This is a genomic window from Brevundimonas sp. EU05-FHT14B11, assembly GCF_058790835.1.
Map to the genome: position 1 here is coordinate 891456 of NZ_JBYTCY010000002.1, position 17290 is coordinate 908745.

Here is a 17290-nt window from a genome sequence, read left to right on the forward strand (position 1 = left end):
GCAAGCCGCGCGGCGCGTCAGAACCGGCGCATGACCGATCCGGCGATCAGCGACAGCACCTCCGGCGAGGAAGTCCCTTCCTCCCGCGCCCCGCAGTTGCACCTGTCGGAAGAGCTGATGGCCTCGCCCGCCCGGTTCTTCAATCGCGAGACGTCCTGGCTGGCCTTCAACGGCCGCGTTCTGGAAGAGGCGGCCAACCCGGCCCACCCGCTGCTGGAACGCCTGCGCTTCCTGTCGATCTCGGCCAACAACCTGGATGAGTTCTTCATGACCCGCGTGGCGGGCCTGAAGGGCCAGGTGCGCGAACGCGTCCGGGTCGTCTCCCCCGACGGCCTGACCCCGGCCGAGGCGCTGGAGCAGGTCAATGTCGCCGCGGGCGGGCTGATGGCCGAGCAGCAGCGCCGCTGGCGCAAGCTGCGCCGCGAGCTGGCGGTCGCCGGGATCGAGGTGGTCGACGCCGCCCGCATCACCAAGACCGAGCGCGACCGGCTGGAGCCGGAGTTCCTGAACCAGCTGTTCGCCGTGCTGACGCCGATGGCGATCGACCCGGCCCACCCCTTCCCCTTCCTGCCCAACCTCGGCTTCTCGCTGGCGTTGAAGCTGAAGCGGCGCTCGGACCGCCGCACCCTGTACGCCCTGGTGCCGGTGCCGACCCAGGTGAAGCGCTTCTGGCCGCTGGCCACCGACGGCCGCTCCACCCCGGGCCGCAGGCGGTTCGTGACGCTGGAGAGCCTGCTGATGCTCTTCATCGACCACCTGTTCCCCGGCTGCGACGTGCTGGAGCGCGGCGTCTTCCGCCTGATCCGCGACAGCGACATCGAGATCGAGGAAGAGGCCGAGGACCTGGTCATGGAGTTCGAGGAGGCGCTGAAGCAACGCCGCCTGGGCTCGGTCGTGCGCATCAAGATCGAGGCGTCTATGCCGGACGACCTGCGCACCTTCATCACCGACGAACTGGACGCCGCGCCGCAGGACACGGTCCTGGTCGACGGCATGCTGGGCCTGGCCCAGCTGTCCGAACTGATCCCGGCCGGCCATCCGGACCTGAAGTTCCCCGGCTATGAACCGCGCTACCCCGAACGGGTCCGCGACAACGGCGGCGACATCTTCGCGGCCGTGCGCGAGAAGGACATGCTGATCCACCACCCGTTCGAGAGCTTCGACGTGGTGGTCCAGTTCCTGCGTCAGGCCGCGCGCGACCCCAACGTGCTGGCGATCAAGCAGACCCTGTATCGCACCTCCAAGGACAGCCCCATCGTGGCGGCCCTGATCGAGGCGGCCGAGAACGGCAAGAACGTCACCGCCCTGGTCGAAATCAAGGCCCGCTTCGACGAAGAGGCGAACCTGAAATGGGCCCGCGCCATGGAGCGCGCCGGGGTCCACGTGGTCTTCGGCTTCGTCGAGTGGAAGACCCACGCCAAGCTCAGCGTCGTCGTCCGGCGCGAGGGCGACGGGCTGAAGACCTACTGCCACTTCGGCACCGGCAACTACCATCCGGTCACCGCCAAGGTTTACACCGACCTGAGCCTGTTCAGCTGCGATCCGGTGATGGCCCGAGACGCCTCGCGGGTGTTCAACTACATCACCGGCTATGCGCCGCCGGACGAGCTGGAGGCGCTGGTCGTCTCGCCCCTGAACATGAAGAAGACGCTGATCGACCTGATCTCGAAAGAGATGTCGGCGGCGGCCCAGGGCAAGCCGGCGGCCATCTGGGCCAAGATGAACGCGCTCGTGGATCCGGAGATCATCGACGCCCTGTACCGCGCCAGCCAGTGGGGCGTGCGCATCGAACTGGTCATCCGCGGCGTCTGCTGCCTGCGTCCCGGCGTCGAGGGGCTGAGCGAGAACATCCGGGTCAAGTCGATCGTCGGCCGCTTCCTCGAGCACAGCCGCATCGTCGCCTTCGCCAACGGCCGCGACCTGCCCAATGACAAGGCGAAGGTCTTCATCTCCTCGGCCGACTGGATGCCGCGCAACCTCGACCGCCGGGTCGAGCTGATGACCCCGGTCCGCAACGCCACCGTCCACGACCAGGTGCTAGACCAGATCATGGTCGCCAATCTGAAGGACGACGCCCAGAGCTGGGTTCTGACCTCCGACGGCGGCTACACCCGGGTGACGCCCGCCGATCCGGAGCGACCGTTCTCGGCCCACCGCTACTTCATGACCAACCCCAGCCTGTCGGGCCGGGGCCGCAAGGTGAAGACCCTGCCCGGCCACCTCAGCTACGTCCGCCCCGAGCGGAAGAAGCGCTGATGCCCAAGGCCCTGCAGGAGGCTATCGGCGCACCCCGGGACGTCGCCGCGATCGATATCGGCTCCAACTCGGTGCGTCTGGTGCTGTACCGGCTCGAAGGCCGGGCCATCTGGACCGTGTTCAACGAGAAGGTGCTGGCCGGCCTCGGCCGCGACCTGTCCGCCACCGGCAAGCTGTCCGTCGAGGGCGCGGCCCAGGCCCTGACCGCGCTGAAGCGCTTCGCCGCCGTCATCGACGGGGTGAAGCCCGCCCACACCTTCGTCGCGGCCACGGCCGCCGTGCGCGAAGCCGCCGACGGCCAGGCCTTCTGCGACACCGTCGCCGCCGAGACAGGGCTGAAGATCCGCGTCCTGTCGGGCGAAGAGGAAGCGCGGTATGCGGCCCTGGGCGTGCTGGCGGGCATTCCGGACGCCGACGGCGTCGCCGGCGACCTGGGCGGCTCCAGCCTCGAGCTGGTCCGGCTGGGCCAGGGCAAGGTCGAGCGCGGCGTCACCCTGCCGCTGGGCCCCTTCGCCCTGATCGATCCGAAGGGTTTCGATCCCGACCGCCACCGCGCCGCCATCGCCAAGCGGCTGAAGCCCGCGCAGGATTTCGCCACCGACACCCTCTACGCCGTGGGCGGCGCCTGGCGGACCCTGGCCCAGGTGCACATGGACATCAGCGGCTACCCGCTGCACGTGGTCCACCAGTACCGGTTCAGCGCCGCCGACGCCCAGGACACCGCCCGCCTGATCGCCCGCCAGTCGAAGGCCTCGCTGGAGAAATGGCCCGGCCTGTCCCGCAAGCGCGCCGAGACCCTGCCCCACGCCGCCCTGGTGCTGGAGGGGCTGATCGACCGGCTCGGCCTGAAGTCCATCGTCCTGTCCGCCTGGGGCGTGCGCGAGGGCCTGCTCTACGAGGCGCTGGACGCCGAGACCGCCGCCGCCGACCCGCTGCTGGCGGGCTCATCGGCCCTGGGCGCGCGTCAGGGCATTTCGCCCACCCTGCCCGCCGCCCTGCGCGCCTGGATCGAACCGGTTCTGGCCGCCCTGCCGCCGTCCTTCGAACGCGGGCGCGACGCGGTGCTGGCCGACGCCGCCTGCCGGCTGGCCGACCTCGGCGCCCGCCTGCATCCCGATCACCGGGTCGAACTGGCCTTCGACCAGGTGCTGCGCGCGCCGGTGCCGGGCCAGACCCATGCCGAGCGCGCCTGGCTGGCCTGCGCCGTCAACGCCCGCTACGGCGGCCCTTCGGCCACGCCCGAGCCCGCCACGGTCTCTCGCCTGCTGACCGAGGAACAGCGCCTGGGCGCCCGCGCGGTCGGCCTGGCCATCCGGCTGGCCTGCGACCTGTCCGGCCGCTCGCCCCAGTTGCTGGTCAACGCCCGCGCGATGGTGAAGGACGGCGCCCTGCTGCTGACCGCCGCCCAGGGCTATGCCGACGTCCTGCTGGGCGAGCAGACGCGCCGCCGGGGCAAGGCGCTCTCCGAGGCCATGGGGCTGAAACTGCAGATCGACGGCAGGGACTAGGTCAGTCGCCCATCCACCAGCGCAGGCGCACGGCCTGCGCCGGGGCGTCGCCGACCTTCAGCGATCCGGTCAGCACGGCGCCCTCGTCGCCGAGGTTGCGCCGCGCCGTGGCCAGCGCGCCCTGGTCCAGCCGGCCGCTGAACTGGACGACGCCCAGCTCGGGCGAACGGCCCTCGAAGCGGATCTCGGCGTCATTGACGCTGTAGGAGGTCGGCAGCACCCGGGCGGTGACGCTGCGCGCCTCGCCGATCTCGGTGGCGACCATGGGGCTGGTCGTGTCGTCGAACTGCAGCATCACCGGCGCGAACGCCCCCTCGCGCTGCCCGGCCTTCCAGCTTTCGAACTCGGCGGCCTGACCGACGAAGACGTGGTCAAGCGACCACTTGCCGACCCGCGCCTCGTCCATCGGCATGTAGAAGCCGGACAGGTCGCCCGACGCCGTGTTGGTGAAGACCGGAGCCGCCGGCGCGGCCGGACCCGATCCGCCCCCGCTGTCGCACGAGGCCAGGGTCAGGCCCGCGAGGGCCGCGGCGATCAGAAGACGGCGCATAGGGGAAACCTCAGGGCAGATGGAAGATCGGAGCCAGCCAGCCGATGGTCTGCAGCTTCTCCACGGATTCGAACAGCGGCACGGCCAGAATGAACACCAGGCCGTCCCTCAGGGTGGTCAGGAAGAAGCGGGGCCGGATCTCCAGCGTGCCCTCGTCGCGCCACTTCGAGAAGTCGGGACCGAAGCGCGGGGTGCGGGCGACATAGTCAGCGTAGGTCTGACCGAACGCCTCGGCCAGCCAGGCCTCCTCGCGCTTCACGGTGAACCAGAAGACCGCGACGGTCAGGGCCAGGAAGAGCACGGCCAGCGAAATGCTGCCAGTCTGCGCCCCGACGCCGAACGCGCCGATGAAGCTGAACACATAGAGCGGGTTGCGGCTGACCGAATACGGGCCGCGGTTGACGATCTCGTCCTTCTTGCGGCCGCCGATGTAGAGCGAACACCAGGCCCGACCGACGATGCAGATCGCGATCAGCGCCAGGCCGAAGGCTTCCAGCCCCTCATGGAAGCCGGTCTCGCCGCCCAGCGACTGGGTCAGCACCGCCACCGCGACCACGGCCAGGATGCCGAGGCCCATGACCAACTTGCGGATTCTCTGCACCCGACCGAGGTCGAAGCTCGCCGTCGCCATCACGCCCACTCCGTTCGAAACCGCATGCTTCGATGCGTCGGCGGAGTCTTGCAACGGCAATCTTGGCGAAATGACGCCGTCAGCGGTCCAGCGCGCGGTCCAGCGCCCGGAACGAGGCGATCGACAGCGTCGTCGCGCTGGTGAACACCGCCGGCGTGATGCGCTCGAAATCGTCCGACGGGCGGTGATAGTCGGGGTGGTAGTTGACGCCCAGGTACAGGAACGGCACCTGCGCCCGGAAGAAGGCGCCGTGGTCCGAAGCCTCGACCCAGTTGTCCTCGCCCTTGTCCTCCGGGGTGTCCTTGCCGAAGGCCAGCGCCACCGAACCGTCCGCCGGAATGGCTTCCAGGATCGGGCGGAACGACGGGTTCTGATAGGTGCCCGTGACCCACAGCTTACCGTCGGTCTCGGCGCGCGCGGTCATGTCGAAATTCAGGTTCATGGTGATCGAGCTCAGCGGCACCGGCGGAGCCTCGACGAAATGCTTTGCCCCCAGCAGCCCGCGTTCCTCGCCGTCCAGGGCGACGATGATGACGCTGTGCTCGGGCGCCTGGCGCTTCAGTTCAGCGGCCAGGGCCAGCATGGTGGCCACCCCCGAGGCGTTGTCGTCGGCGCCGTTGAAGATCTGGCCGTCGTTGGCGCCGACGTGGTCGTAGTGGGCGGTGACGACGATGTATTTGTCCGGCACCCGCGTGCCCGGGATCACGCCGATGACATTGACGCCGTTATAGGTCTTGGGACCCGCGCGGGTGCGGCCCGTGGCCTCCCACGGCTGCAGGCGGCCCATGGCCGGCGCGGCGACGCCCAGCGCCTCCAGACGGCCGACGATATAGGTTCGGGCCAGCTCGCCCCCGGCCGAACCGGTGTCGCGGCCCGCCATTTCGTCCGAGGCCAGGATGCGCACATCCTCCAGCAGCTGCGCCTGGAAGGCCGGGACCGCCGGCGTGACCGGCGCCGGGGGCGCGATCACGGTGGGCGCGCAGGCGGCGAGCAGCAGGCTCGCGGCGGCGCACGACAGGAACAGACGGTTGAAGCGGGCCAAGGGATTCTCCTGAGGAACGATCGACGCTAGCGGTCCGCGGACGCGGCGTCAGATTAACTTCCTGTCATGGCGGGGCGACGGACGCCGCCGGAATGCTAGAACGGCGCATCGATTCCGGAGCGACCCATGTCTGACCTGCCCGTCGACCAGCTGAGCGAAAGCGACGCCCGCGCCGAGCTGGATCGTCTGAGCGCGGAACTGGCCCGGCACGACGCCCTGTATCACGGCGGCGACGCGCCCGAGATCAGCGACGGCGAGTACGACGCCCTCAAACGACGCGCGCTGGAGATCGAGGACGCCTTCCCCGACCTGACCTCGGCCAGTTCGCCCTCGCAGGTGGTCGGCGGTCCGATCTCCAGCCAGTTCGCCGAGGTCCGCCACGGCGTGCCCATGCTGTCGCTGGACAACGCCTTCTCGCCCGAGGAGGTGACGGACTTCGACGCCCGCATCCGCCGTTTCCTCAAGCTGTCGGCGGAAGAGCACATCGCCTTCGTCGCCGAGCCCAAGATCGACGGCCTCAGCGCCAGCCTGCGCTACGAGCACGGCAGGCTGGTGCGCGGCGCGACGCGCGGCGACGGCAAGACCGGCGAGGACGTGACCGCCAACCTTCTGACCCTCGACGACATTCCGCAGACCCTGTCCGGCTCCGGCTGGCCCGAGGTCATCGAGGTGCGCGGCGAGGTCTATGCGCCCAACGACGAATTCGACGCCTTCAACGCCGCCGCCGAAGCCGTCGGCCAGCGCACCTACGCCAACCCCCGCAATTTCGCCGCCGGCTCGCTGCGCCAGAAGGACCCGGCCGTCACGGCGACGCGCCCCCTGCGCTTCTTCGCCTATGCCTGGGGCGAGATCTCCGCGCCGTTCGCCGACACCCAGGCCCATGCGCTGGACGCGCTCAGGTCCTGGGGCTTCAAGGTCAACGGCCGCTCGCAGCGGGTCGAGGACGCCGCCGGGCTGATCGCCCTCTACGACGGCCTCCAGACCGACCGGGCGACCCTCGGCTATGACATCGACGGCGTGGTCTACAAGGTCGACCGGCTGGACTGGCAATCGCGGCTCGGCTTCGTCTCGCGCACGCCGCGCTGGGCCATCGCCCACAAATTCCCGGCCCAGCAGGCCCAGACCATCCTCGAAGGCATCGACATCCAGGTCGGCCGCACCGGCTCCCTGACCCCCGTCGCCCGCCTGCATCCGGTCACGGTCGGCGGGGTCGTGGTCCGCAACGCCACCCTGCACAACGAGGACGAGATCGCCCGCAAGGACGTGCGCATCGGCGACACCGTGATCCTGCAGCGCGCCGGCGACGTCATCCCGCAGATCCTCGGCGTGGTGCAGGAGAAGCGCCCTGCCGACGCCGTCCCCTATGTCTTCCCGACCCACTGCCCGGTCTGCGGCTCGGAGGCCGTGCGTGAGGGCGACGAGGTGCGCCGCCGCTGCACCGGCGGCCTGATCTGCGACGCGCAACTGGTCGAACGGCTCAAGCATTTCGTCGGCCGCCGCGCCTTCGACATCGAGGGCCTGGGCGAGAAGCAGCTGGTCGCCTTCCATGAGCGCGGCTGGCTGCATGAGCCCGCCGACATCTTCCGCCTCGCCCGCGACGAGGCCCGGCTGGAGGAACTGCGCAACGAGGACGGTTATGGCGAGACCAGCGTCCGCAATCTGATCACGGGCATCGACGCCCGCCGCGTCATCGCGCTGGACCGGCTGATCTTCGCGCTCGGCATCCGCGACATCGGCGAACAGACCTCCATCCTGCTGGCCCGCCACTTTGGATCGTGGAGCGCCTTCCACGCGGCCTGCCTCGATGCGGCCGAAGGCATTCCGTCGGCCGAATGGACCCAGCTCAGCGAAGGCCACGGCGTCTCCGAGCGCACCCTGTCCGTCCTCGCCGCCGCCACGCCGCCCGCCGACGATCCCTGGCCCGAGGCGCCCCTGGACCAGAAGCTGTCCCTCGCCTTCCCCGGCGTCGCCTCCCCGGCCCGCCGCGCCCTGGCCCTGCTGGCCCCCGACTGGCCCGCCATCGTGCGCCTTGCCCAGATCGCGCGCGAGGAAGGCCCCTCGATGACGCTGGGCGAGATCGCGGGCATCGCCGGCGTCGGCCCCGTCGCGGCGCGGGCCCTGGCCCAGTTCTTCCACGAGCCGCACAACCGCGCCGTGGTCGACGCCCTGATCGCGCAGCTCGACACGGTCGAGGACGCCGAGAGGCCGAAGACCGACACCGCCGTCGCCGGCAAGACCGTGGTCTTCACCGGCGCGCTGGAGCGCTTCACCCGCGACGAGGCCAAGGCCCGGGCCGAGGGCCTCGGCGCCAAGGTCTCGGGATCGGTGTCGAAGAAGACCGACTACCTCGTCGCCGGTCCGGGCGCGGGGTCTAAGCTGGCCGAGGCGCAAAAGCACGGCGTTGTGATTTTGACCGAAGACGAATGGCTGGCCCTGATCGGCGGCTGAAACCTGTTCCGGAGTTCCCCATGCGCCTCGCCCTCCTCGCCGCCGTCCTGACCGCCTCCGCCGCCCTCGCCGCCCCCGCCCTGGCGAGCGATCCGACCGGCCTGTGGCAGACCCCCACCAACGGCGGACAGGTCCGCATCAGCCGCTGCGGTCAGGCCCTGTGCGGCGTGCTGGTGACCTCGGACCACATCCGCGCCGAACCCGGCGCACTGGACGAGAACAATTCGGACCGGTCGCTGCGCACCCGCCCCCTGCGCAACCTGCCCATGCTGCGCGGCTTCACCGGCGGCCCGACCGAATGGACGGGCGGCAGCGTCTACAACCCCGCCGACGGCCGCACCTATCGCGGGACCATCACCATGCAGGGCGACAACACCCTGCGCCTGCGCGGCTGCGTCGTCGCCCCCCTGTGCCGCAACCAGACCTGGACGCGGGTTCAGTAATCGCCGGGCGCCAGCGGCCGCATGAAGGTCCGGTCGTATCGGATCACGCAGCCGCTCTCGTCACGGATGCGGTCGGCCGCGATGAAATCGGGATCGCGCCCGAACAGCGCCCGATAGGCTTCATAAGCTGCGAGGCTCGGAAAGCTGAACAGGGCCAGCGCACGATCGCTGGCCCCCTCGCCCGGCAGGAAGTAGCCGTGATGCTGTCCGCCATGGCGGTTCACCAGTTCAATCCATCGCGCGCCGAAGCGCTCGAACGCCTCGATCTTTGATGGATCGATCACATAGTCGATGACGCACGTGATCACGGGACCGACCTCCTCAGCGGTTCAACGCCGCCCGGCCCGCCGGCGCATAGCGTTCGCCCTGCGCCGCGCCCTTGGGGAAGACCGCTTCGATGCGGCTCAGGTCTTCCGGCGTCAGCACGACCTCCGCCGCGGCGATGTTGTCCTCCAGCGTCGCGATGCGCCGGGTGCCGGGGATCGGGACCAGGTGCTCGCCTTGCGCCAGCACCCAGGCCAGCGCCAGTTGCGCCGCCGTCACGCCCTTGTCGGCGGCGACGCCCTTCACGGCCTCCACCAGGTCGAGGTTCTTCTGGAAATTCTCGCCCATGAAGCGCGGGTTGGAACGGCGGAAGTCGTCGGCGGCCAGATCGTCGATCGACCGGATGTCGCCCGACAGGAAGCCCCGGCCCAGCGGGCTGTAGGGCACGAAGCCGACGCCCAGTTCCTCGCAGGTCGCCAGGATCTCGTCCTCGGGCTCGCGGCTCCACAGCGAGTATTCCGTCTGCAGGGCGGTGATCGGGTGCGCCGCATGGCCCCGACGCAGGGTCTCCGGCGCGGCCTCGGACAGGCCCAGGAAGCGCACCTTGCCCTCCTTCACCAGCTCGCCCATCGCGCCGACGGTCTCCTCGATCGGCGTGTTGGGGTCGACGCGGTGCAGGTAGTAGAGATCGACGTGGTCCATCCCCAGGCGCTTCAGGCTGCCCTCGATGGCGCGGCGTACATTGGCCGGCGAGCCGTCCACGGTCAGGGCGGTGCGGTCGGCGTTGTAGCCGATGCCGAACTTGGTCGCGACGAAGGCCTTGTCGCGCCGGTCGGCCAGCGCCTTGCCGACCTGGATCTCATTGGTGTGCGGGCCGTACATCTCGGCCGTGTCGAGGAAGGTCAGGCCCAGATCGAGCGCGCGGTGGATGACCGCCGTCGCCTGCGCCTCGTCCGACGCCTGCCCGTAGAATGCGGCCATGCCCATGCAGCCCAGGCCGATGGCCGAAACCTCGGGGCCCGAACGGCCCAGCGTGCGCGTCTTCATCACCGCGTCTCCTGAAATGTGAGGAAGCCGGCGGCCACGCCGCCGGCCCTCAGGAGATGGGCGCCGAATGGCCTTATTTCAAGGGCGCGATCCGCCAGTCATCCGCCACGCACTCGAAGGTTTCGTCCCTGAGGTAGAACAGGAAGTGCCGACCAGCGCTCGTGTCCGCCCCGATGATCTGCCAGTCCTCCGGAGCGTTTCGTTCGGGATCATCTCCGATGATCTCGTAAAATTCACCCCATCGCGGGGCCACATCCGAATACCGGCACTGACCTTCAAACCAGCCTTGATCGTTGGTCACGCCCAACCGCCAACGGGTGCAGCCGGCAAAGGTGAGAACCGCCTCATCGCCCTTGCTGACGCCCTCGTAGGCGAAGGGATTGAGTTCAAAACGGAAGGTCAGAGTGTCGCCGACACGCGCGACAACAGACTCCGAACCGTTCGGATACGCGTTCCATCCCTGATTGAGCTGCTCGAACACTAGCGTCATGGCTTGCCTCAAAGCGGCGCGCAGGCCGTCTCCAGCCACGCCTTGGCCTCGCCCTCCATCAGCGGCCCGACCTTGGCCCAGACCTCGGCGTGGTAGGCGTCGACATAGGCGCGCTCGTCCGGGGTCAGCAGGGCCGTATCGATCAGCTTACGGTCCAGCGGGGCCAGCGTCAGTTGCTCGAAGCCGTGCATCGGCCGCTCGCCGCCGGGGATCGGCTCCGGCGCCGTGACCACCTGCAGGGTCTCGATGCGGATGCCCCAGTGGCCCTCGCGGTAGTAGCCGGGCTCGTTGGACAGGATCATGCCGGTCAGCAGCGGCTGGCTGTTGATCGCCTTGGCGATCCGCTGCGGCCCCTCGTGGACGCCCAGATAGCTGCCGACGCCGTGGCCGGTTCCGTGGTCGTAGTCGAAGCCCTGCATCCACAGTGGCAGGCGGGCCAAGGCGTCCAGCTGATGCCCCGTCGTCCCGGCCGGGAAGCGCACGGTGGCCATGGCGATGTGGCCCTTCAGCACGAGGGTGAACATCCGGCGTTGATCCGCCGTCGGCTCGCCCACGGCCATGGTCCGGGTCACGTCGGTCGTGCCGTCCAGATACTGGCCGCCGCCGTCCACCAGCAGCAGGGAGCCCTTCTCGATCCGGCGGATGGTGCGGGTCACCGGCTTGTAGTGCGGCAGGGCGCCGTTGGGCCCGGCGCCCGCGATGGTGTCGAAGCTCAGGTCCTTGAGCGCGCCGGTCTCCTCGCGGAAGCGCTCCAGCGTCTCGGCCACCTCGCGCTCGTCCGGCAAGGTCTGCTGGGCGACCGTGTCGACCCAGTGCAGGAAGCGGCTCAGGGCCGCGCCGTCGCGGATGTGGGCCTGACGCGTTCCCTCGATCTCAACCGGGTTCTTCTGCGCGCGCGGCAGGGTGCAGGGATCCATCCCGCGCACCACGGTCGCGCCCGCATCGGTCAGCCGGTCGAAATACCAGGCCGAGGACTGGCCCGGATCGACCAGCACCTTCTGGCCCGCCAGCGCGTCCAGCGCCCCGTCAAGCGCCTCGGGCGCCTCCAGCGTCACCGCGTCGCCCAGCCAGGCGGGCAATGCGTTGGTCACCTTGCGCGGATCGAGGAACAGCCGCGCCGTCCCGTCGGTCTTCACGACGGCCTGCGACAGCGGCAGCGGCGTGCGGATCACGTCGCCGCCGCGGATGTTGAACAGCCAGGCGATCGAGGCCGGGGCCGTCAGCACCGTCGCGTCCGCCCCCGCCTTGGCCACGGCCTCGCCGATGCGGGCGCGCTTGGAGGCGCTGCTTTCGCCGGCGTATTTGTCCTCATGCGGCACGACCGGCGCCATCGGCTGTTCCGGGCGCTCCTCGGCCCAGGCCTGATCCACCGGATTGACCGCCACCGGCGTCAGCTCGGCCCCGGCCTTGGCCGCCGCCCGCTTCAGCACCGCCAGCGCGTCCGGGCTGTGCAGCCGCGGGTCGTAACCGATCACCGCCCCCTTGGGCGCGCGCTCCAGATAGGCGGGCACCCCGCCCTCGACGAGGTCCAGGATTTCGAACTGTCCGGCGTCGACCTGGGCCCTCACCTGCACGGTGTAGCGGCCGTCGGCGAACACCGCCGCCTTGTCCTTCAGAACCACGCCGGCCCCGGCCGAGCCGGTGAAGCCGCTCACCCAGGCCAGCCGGTCGTTGGCGGCGGGCAGGTATTCGTTCTGGTGCTCGTCCTCATGCGGGACCAGCATCCCGTCGAGGCCCTGTTCGGCCATCTTGGCCCGCACGCGGGGGAGATGCTTGGCCCCGAAGGACGGATCGGTCGTTTCATCATAGGTCTGGCGCATGGCCGGAGGCATAGCACCGCCCCAGAGGCAGGCTCAACGCTTCTCCCTCCCCTCATGGGGAGGGTGGCCGAGCGAAGCGAGGACGGGTGGGGAGCGGCCGCGCGGACGCGCCGCCGCAAAGCGCCCCCACCCTGTCGCCGCTAACCCGCCGACATCCCTCCCCACTTCGGGGAGGGAGAATGCGGCCTAGTTCTGCGGCGCCGTCGGGCTGACCACCGCCGGAGCCGTGGGAACCGTCGGGGCCGGCACGGTCCGTTCGATCACCACCGGTTCCGCCGCCTGCGCCTCCGCCGTGCGCGCTTCAGCGGCGGCGCGCGCCGCATCGGCCCGGGCGATATCGACGCTGGCCTGGGCGCCCGCGACCTGGCCGGCGACGGCGGCGCGATCGGCCTGGGCCTGGGCGGCGACCGCGTCCGCCTGGGCTTCCAGCAGGGCGTCCTCCGTGGCCGGGGCCGGCGCGCGCGAGAACAGGATCCACAGCACGGCGATCAGCACGAGGCCGCCGAGGATGCCGGCGATCCACCAGCCGGTGTTCGACTCCCTGACCACGACCGTCTCCACGGTTTCGATCACGGGGCCGCGCGTCACGACGGTTTCGCGGACGGGGTCTAGGTCAGGGTCGTGCTGGGTCACAGGGGCATCCTCCGGTTATGTGACCGGAACACCCCCGCCGGGCGGCTGTTCCGCCGTTAACCCACCCGTCTCAACACCAGCGCGCTCCACGCATCGCGGTGGATGCGGCGCTCCAGCACGAAGCCGCGCGACAGATAGGCCGCCGTCACCCGGCGTTCCTGCGTCCGCAGCAGGCCGGACAGGATGGCCACCCCGCCCAGCTTCAGCGCCTCCTTGATGTCCTGCGACAGGCTGACCAGAGGCGGGGCCAGGATGTTGGCGAAGACCAGGTCGTACGGCCCCTGCCCGCGCACCTTGCGGTCGTTCAGGCCGAAGGCGTGCACGAAGCGGGCGTCGGCCTGGTTCAGCTTGGCGTTCTCATTGGCGATGCGGACGGAGGGCGCGTCGATATCGGTGCCCACCGCGACCTTCGATCCGGCCCGGGCCGCCGCGATGGCCAGCACGCCGGTGCCGCAGCCGACATCCAGCACCCGTTCGAAGCTTTCCTTCTTCAGCAGCTCGTCGAAGGCCAGAAGGCAGCCGACGGTCGTGCCGTGGTGACCCGTGCCGAAGGCGGCGCCCGCATCGATCTTCAGATTGATCTTGTTGACCGGCACGCGGCCCTGATCGTGGGCGCCGTAGACGAAGAAGCGCCCGGCCTCGACCGGCGGCAGGCCCGACAGGGACATGGCCAGCCAGTCGGCGTCGGCCAGCTTCTCGACCACGACGGTCAGCCCGTCATGCGCCGACAGCGTCTTCTCAATGCCTTCGGCTTCCTCGTCGGTGGTCGGGAAGGCGTCGATGCGCCAGACGCCCTTGTCCTCGTCCTCTTCCAGGATCGAGTAGGTGGCGCCCTCCAGCAGGGGGTCGGCATCCAGCGCCAGGGCGGCGGTTTCAGCGATGACGCGGGGGCCGCGCGCGATTATCTGAACAGCGGACTCGGACATTTCTCAAACGCCGCTATGATCACGAATCGAGACACGCGCTGGCGTGCTCTCCATCGCCAGCAATCGCAACATCCGAGGGGTCGGGGAATTCATGGCCAAAGCACCATCCAAGTCGAGTACCGCCAAACCGGCGACGTCCGCAGCTTCCAAGCCGAAACCGGCCGCGAAGTCGAGCGCCGTTAAGCCCGCGGCCGCAAAACCCGCCGCCAAGGCCGCCGCTCCCAAGCCGGCCGCCAAGGCTCCGGCCAAGCCCGCCGTGAAGGTTTCGGCCCCGGCCAAGGCCGCCGCGCCGAAGGCCGTCGCCGCCAAGAAGCCGGCCGCCAAACCCGCTGCGAAGCCGGCTGCCAAGCCCGCCGCCGCCAAGGCCGCTGCGCCCAAGGCCGCCGCCAAGCCCGCCGTGAAGGCTGCGACCAAGGTCGCTCCGAAGGCTGCGCCGAAGCCCGCCGCCAAGCCGGTCGCCGCCAAGAAGCCGGCCGCCGCTCCGAAGGCCGCCGCTCCGGCCGCCAAGCCCGCCGCCGCCCCGGTCGCCGCCGCTCCGAAGCCGACTCCGGCTCCTGCCGCCGTCGCCCCGGCTGCTGCGCCCGCCGCCGCCGCTCCGGCCGCCGCGCCGAAGCCCGCCGAGAAGACGGGCTTCTTCGCCTCGCTGAGCCGACTGATTTTCGGCAAGAGCTGATCGCGCTGAAATGACGAAGGCCCCGGGGATCGCTCCCCGGGGCCTTTTTCACGTCCGCTGTTCGGCGGCCTATTCCGGCAGGTCTTCCGCCAGGATGGCCATCTCGAACATGAAGCTGCCCGCCTCGTCCTCGTCCTCGAAGACCACGCCGATGAACTCGTCGCCGACATAGACCTCGGCCGAGTCCGCCGGCTTGCCGCGCGGCTTCACGATGATGCCGCCCGTGTTGAAGGTGCGCTTCAGGTGCGTCTCGACGCGCTTCATGTCGTGGGCGTTCATGGGGAAGTCCTCGGTCCGTCTGGAATTGGCGCGGACCCTAGAGAATGGCTCGGCTGAGGGAAACCCTAGATCACGAAGTCATAGACGATGTCGGCCAGCGTATGGTCCATGGTCCGCGCCGGGGTCGCCTCGGTCGGGCAGTTGACCAGCCGCGCCGGCACGCCCGCCACGGTGCAGCCCGCGGGCACGGCCTTCAACACCACCGATCCGGACGCCACCTTGGCGTAGTCCCCGACGGTGATGTTGCCCAGCACCTTGGCCCCGGCGCCCAGCAGGACACCCTTGCCGATCTTGGGATGACGATCACCGCGGTCCGCGCCCGTGCCGCCCAGCGTCACGCCGTGCAGCATCGAGACCTCGTCGCCGACCACCGCCGTCTCGCCGATGACGATGCCGGTGCCGTGGTCGAGGAACAGGCCCGAGCCGAGCTTCGCCGCCGGATGGATGTCGATCTGGAACAGCTCGGACATCCGGCTCTGCAGGTGGAAGGCCAGGGTGTCGCGCCCCTCGGTCCACAGCCAGTGGGCCACGCGGTGCGCCTGCAGGGCCTGGAAGCCCTTGAAGTAGAGGAAGGGCTGCAGCAGCGAGCGGATCGCCGGATCGCGCTCGGCGACGGCCAGAAGGTCGGCCTCGGCGGCGGCGACGATCTCCGGATCAGCCTCGAAGGCGTCGCGGCACACCTCGCGGATCGACATGGCGCCCAGTTCGGCGTCGCCCATCTTGCGCGCGATCTGGAAGCTCAGGGCCGAGGCCAGGTCGCCGTGCGACAGGATCACGGCGTTCATCTGCGACGCGAGGTGCGGCTCGTCCCGGGCCGCGGCTCCGGCGGCGGCGCGCAGCAGGGTCCAGGCGTCCGGTTCGGCGATGACGACTTCAAGCTTGGGCATCACGGGCTCCATCAGGCGGCCATCATACGCTGGCCAGCATGGCCTTCGCCAGTTCCGGCGGCAGTTCGCCTTCGCGCGCCATATGGTAGGCGCGCAGGACGGTCGCGAGAGTAAACATATCCCGGATCGATCCGCGCCCGATCTCGCGCAGAAGATCGCCGAACGGCACGCGGGCGACGCGGATGATCTCGGTCTCGTCGGGTGCGATCGGAACCTCGGTGAAATCCCACGCCAGCCAGGCCATGGCCCGCTCGTCGGTGATGGAGTTGGTCATCTCGGCCCGATAGGCCAGCCGCCACTGCGCCGCCGCCAGCCCGGCCTCCTCGGCCAGTTCGCGCTTTGCGCCCTCCAGCGGGTCCTCGTCGAACGGCGCGCCGCCTTCCGGCATCTCCCAGGACCAGTTCATCAGGGCGAAGCGCTGCTGGCCGACAAGGGTCACCGTGCCGTCCGCGTGCAGCGGCAGCACCCCCACCGACATGTTCCGCGGCCGCATGACGACATAGTCCGCCTTGTGCCCCGTCGGCGCCGTGGCGTCGTGGCGGGTCAGCCGCATCCACGGGTTCTCGAACAGGATCGTCGCGCCCGCGTCCCGCCAAGGCGGCGGACGGTCGCGTCCGTCATCCCAGATCGGCAGCGGGCGGTCGGCGTCGAAAATATCGCGGGAGTCGGTCATGATCCGGGTATGGCGCAGAGCCGGCTGCGCGCCTAGCTAGGCCCCATGACCGACACCGATCTGGGCGCCGCCCTCCCCCTCCCCGTCGCTTCCGAAGATTTCGCCGACCGCCTCGCCCGCCGCCGTTCCGCCCCGGCCCAGAGCCTGACCGGCCCCGGCCCCTCGCGGCAGGAGATCGAGCGCATCCTGACGCTGGGCGCCCGCAGCCCCGACCACGGCAAGCTGTTCCCGTGGCGCTTCGTGGTCATGGGCCCGCAAGGCCGCGCCGATCTGGCCAACAAGCTGCTGCCGCTGGCCGAACGCCAACCCGGCGCGGACAAGGCCCGCAAGGTGCTGATGAAGCTGACCGCCGCGCCCCTGACCATCCTGGTCGTCTCCGTCCCGGTCGACAGCCAGAAGGTGCCGGTCTGGGAGCAGCAGCTCTCGGCGGGCGCGGTCTGCATGAACATCGAGCACGCGGCCAACGCCCTGGGCTATTCGGCCAGCTGGATCACCGACTGGTACAGCTACGACGCCGAGGCCGTGGCCCTCTATGGCGTCAAGGACGGCGAACAGGTGGCGGGCTTCATCCACATCGGCACGTTGGCCGAGGCCCCGCTGGAGCGGCCGCGCCCCGATGTGGCGGCGATCACCGAATGGCGTGATTAGCGAATACGCCCGCGACCTGCAGGCTGACGCACAGGCCATACAGGATCGTTGTCGCGATGGTGGCGACGACCA

Annotated in this window: 18 protein-coding genes; 6 read left to right on the top strand and 12 right to left on the bottom strand. The window is 70.0% G+C overall.

What is annotated here, in order from left to right; all coding sequences use genetic code 11:
- The first annotated feature begins 30 nt into the window (after positions 1 to 30).
- Entirely contained in the window at positions 31 to 2256 is a 2226-nt protein-coding gene (locus tag AC3WRV_RS11765; RefSeq protein WP_492313393.1) for an RNA degradosome polyphosphate kinase, read from the top strand.
- Positions 2256 to 3764 (top strand): Ppx/GppA phosphatase family protein, encoded by a 1509-nt coding sequence (locus tag AC3WRV_RS11770; protein WP_492313394.1) that lies wholly within the window; start codon positions 2256 to 2258, stop codon positions 3762 to 3764. The genes AC3WRV_RS11765 and AC3WRV_RS11770 overlap by 1 nt, the downstream gene beginning before the upstream one ends.
- A 1-nt stretch (position 3765) precedes the next feature.
- Here AC3WRV_RS11770 and AC3WRV_RS11775 read toward each other — a convergent pair whose 3' ends face one another.
- The 3 genes from AC3WRV_RS11775 to AC3WRV_RS11785 form a co-directional block, all read right to left on the bottom strand.
- Positions 3766 to 4314 (bottom strand): hypothetical protein, encoded by a 549-nt coding sequence (locus AC3WRV_RS11775; protein ID WP_492313395.1) that lies wholly within the window; start codon positions 4312 to 4314, stop codon positions 3766 to 3768.
- Between the two features lie 10 nt (positions 4315 to 4324).
- Positions 4325 to 4945: a methyltransferase family protein gene (locus AC3WRV_RS11780; protein ID WP_492313396.1), complete on the bottom strand. Its 621-nt coding sequence runs from the start codon at positions 4943 to 4945 to the stop codon at positions 4325 to 4327.
- A gap of 79 nt (positions 4946 to 5024) precedes the next feature.
- The gene (locus AC3WRV_RS11785; protein WP_492313397.1) at positions 5025 to 5987 is read right to left on the bottom strand and encodes a M28 family peptidase; all 963 of its coding nucleotides are present in this window, start codon (positions 5985 to 5987) and stop codon (positions 5025 to 5027) included.
- Between the two features lie 126 nt (positions 5988 to 6113).
- On the opposite strand from AC3WRV_RS11785, the gene ligA reads away from it, so the two are divergent.
- Together ligA and AC3WRV_RS11795 are read left to right on the top strand one after the other, a co-directional pair.
- Positions 6114 to 8435, top strand: coding sequence for an NAD-dependent DNA ligase LigA (ligA, locus tag AC3WRV_RS11790; RefSeq protein WP_492313398.1), 2322 nt, complete (start codon positions 6114 to 6116; stop codon positions 8433 to 8435).
- 20 nt (positions 8436 to 8455) lie between these two features.
- Complete coding sequence (locus AC3WRV_RS11795) at positions 8456 to 8878, top strand: DUF2147 domain-containing protein (protein ID WP_492313399.1); 423 nt, start codon at positions 8456 to 8458, stop codon at positions 8876 to 8878.
- Here the strand turns inward: AC3WRV_RS11795 and AC3WRV_RS11800 are convergent.
- The 6 genes from AC3WRV_RS11800 to AC3WRV_RS11825 form a co-directional block, all read right to left on the bottom strand.
- Entirely contained in the window at positions 8872 to 9186 is a 315-nt protein-coding gene (locus AC3WRV_RS11800; protein ID WP_492313400.1) for an NIPSNAP family protein, read from the bottom strand. The two genes, AC3WRV_RS11795 and AC3WRV_RS11800, sit on opposite strands and share 7 nt — an antisense overlap.
- A 13-nt stretch (positions 9187 to 9199) precedes the next feature.
- Complete coding sequence (locus tag AC3WRV_RS11805; RefSeq protein WP_492313401.1) at positions 9200 to 10189, bottom strand: aldo/keto reductase; 990 nt, start codon at positions 10187 to 10189, stop codon at positions 9200 to 9202.
- 73 nt (positions 10190 to 10262) lie between these two features.
- Positions 10263 to 10679, bottom strand: a complete 417-nt coding sequence (locus AC3WRV_RS11810; protein ID WP_492313402.1) for a hypothetical protein — start codon at positions 10677 to 10679, stop codon at positions 10263 to 10265.
- Positions 10680 to 10687: 8 nt separating this feature from the next.
- Entirely contained in the window at positions 10688 to 12499 is a 1812-nt protein-coding gene (locus AC3WRV_RS11815) for an aminopeptidase P family protein (RefSeq protein WP_492313403.1), read from the bottom strand.
- A 186-nt stretch (positions 12500 to 12685) separates the two neighbouring features.
- Complete coding sequence (locus AC3WRV_RS11820) at positions 12686 to 13132, bottom strand: hypothetical protein (protein WP_492313404.1); 447 nt, start codon at positions 13130 to 13132, stop codon at positions 12686 to 12688.
- A gap of 56 nt (positions 13133 to 13188) precedes the next feature.
- A complete protein-coding gene (locus tag AC3WRV_RS11825; protein WP_492313405.1) occupies positions 13189 to 14058 on the bottom strand; it encodes a 50S ribosomal protein L11 methyltransferase in 870 nt (289 codons plus the stop codon).
- Between the two features lie 91 nt (positions 14059 to 14149).
- Here AC3WRV_RS11825 and AC3WRV_RS11830 point away from each other — a divergent pair, with 91 nt between their 5' ends.
- On the top strand, positions 14150 to 14731 hold the full coding sequence (locus tag AC3WRV_RS11830; RefSeq protein WP_492313406.1) for a hypothetical protein: 582 nt from the start codon (positions 14150 to 14152) through the stop codon (positions 14729 to 14731).
- A 69-nt stretch (positions 14732 to 14800) separates the two neighbouring features.
- Here the strand turns inward: AC3WRV_RS11830 and AC3WRV_RS11835 are convergent, their stop codons facing one another.
- The 3 genes from AC3WRV_RS11835 to AC3WRV_RS11845 form a co-directional block, all read right to left on the bottom strand.
- A complete protein-coding gene (locus AC3WRV_RS11835) occupies positions 14801 to 15010 on the bottom strand; it encodes a DUF3126 family protein (protein ID WP_439471403.1) in 210 nt (69 codons plus the stop codon).
- 65 nt (positions 15011 to 15075) lie between these two features.
- Positions 15076 to 15897 carry a serine O-acetyltransferase gene (gene cysE / locus AC3WRV_RS11840; protein WP_492313407.1) on the bottom strand — a complete coding sequence of 274 codons (822 nt, stop codon included), beginning with the start codon at positions 15895 to 15897 and terminating at the stop codon, positions 15076 to 15078.
- Between the two features lie 22 nt (positions 15898 to 15919).
- Positions 15920 to 16570, bottom strand: coding sequence for an NUDIX domain-containing protein (locus tag AC3WRV_RS11845; RefSeq protein ID WP_492313408.1), 651 nt, complete (start codon positions 16568 to 16570; stop codon positions 15920 to 15922).
- Between the two features lie 45 nt (positions 16571 to 16615).
- Between AC3WRV_RS11845 and AC3WRV_RS11850 the strand changes: the two genes are divergently transcribed.
- Positions 16616 to 17218 (top strand): nitroreductase family protein, encoded by a 603-nt coding sequence (locus AC3WRV_RS11850; RefSeq protein ID WP_492313409.1) that lies wholly within the window; start codon positions 16616 to 16618, stop codon positions 17216 to 17218.
- The last annotated feature ends 72 nt before the right edge of the window (positions 17219 to 17290 follow it).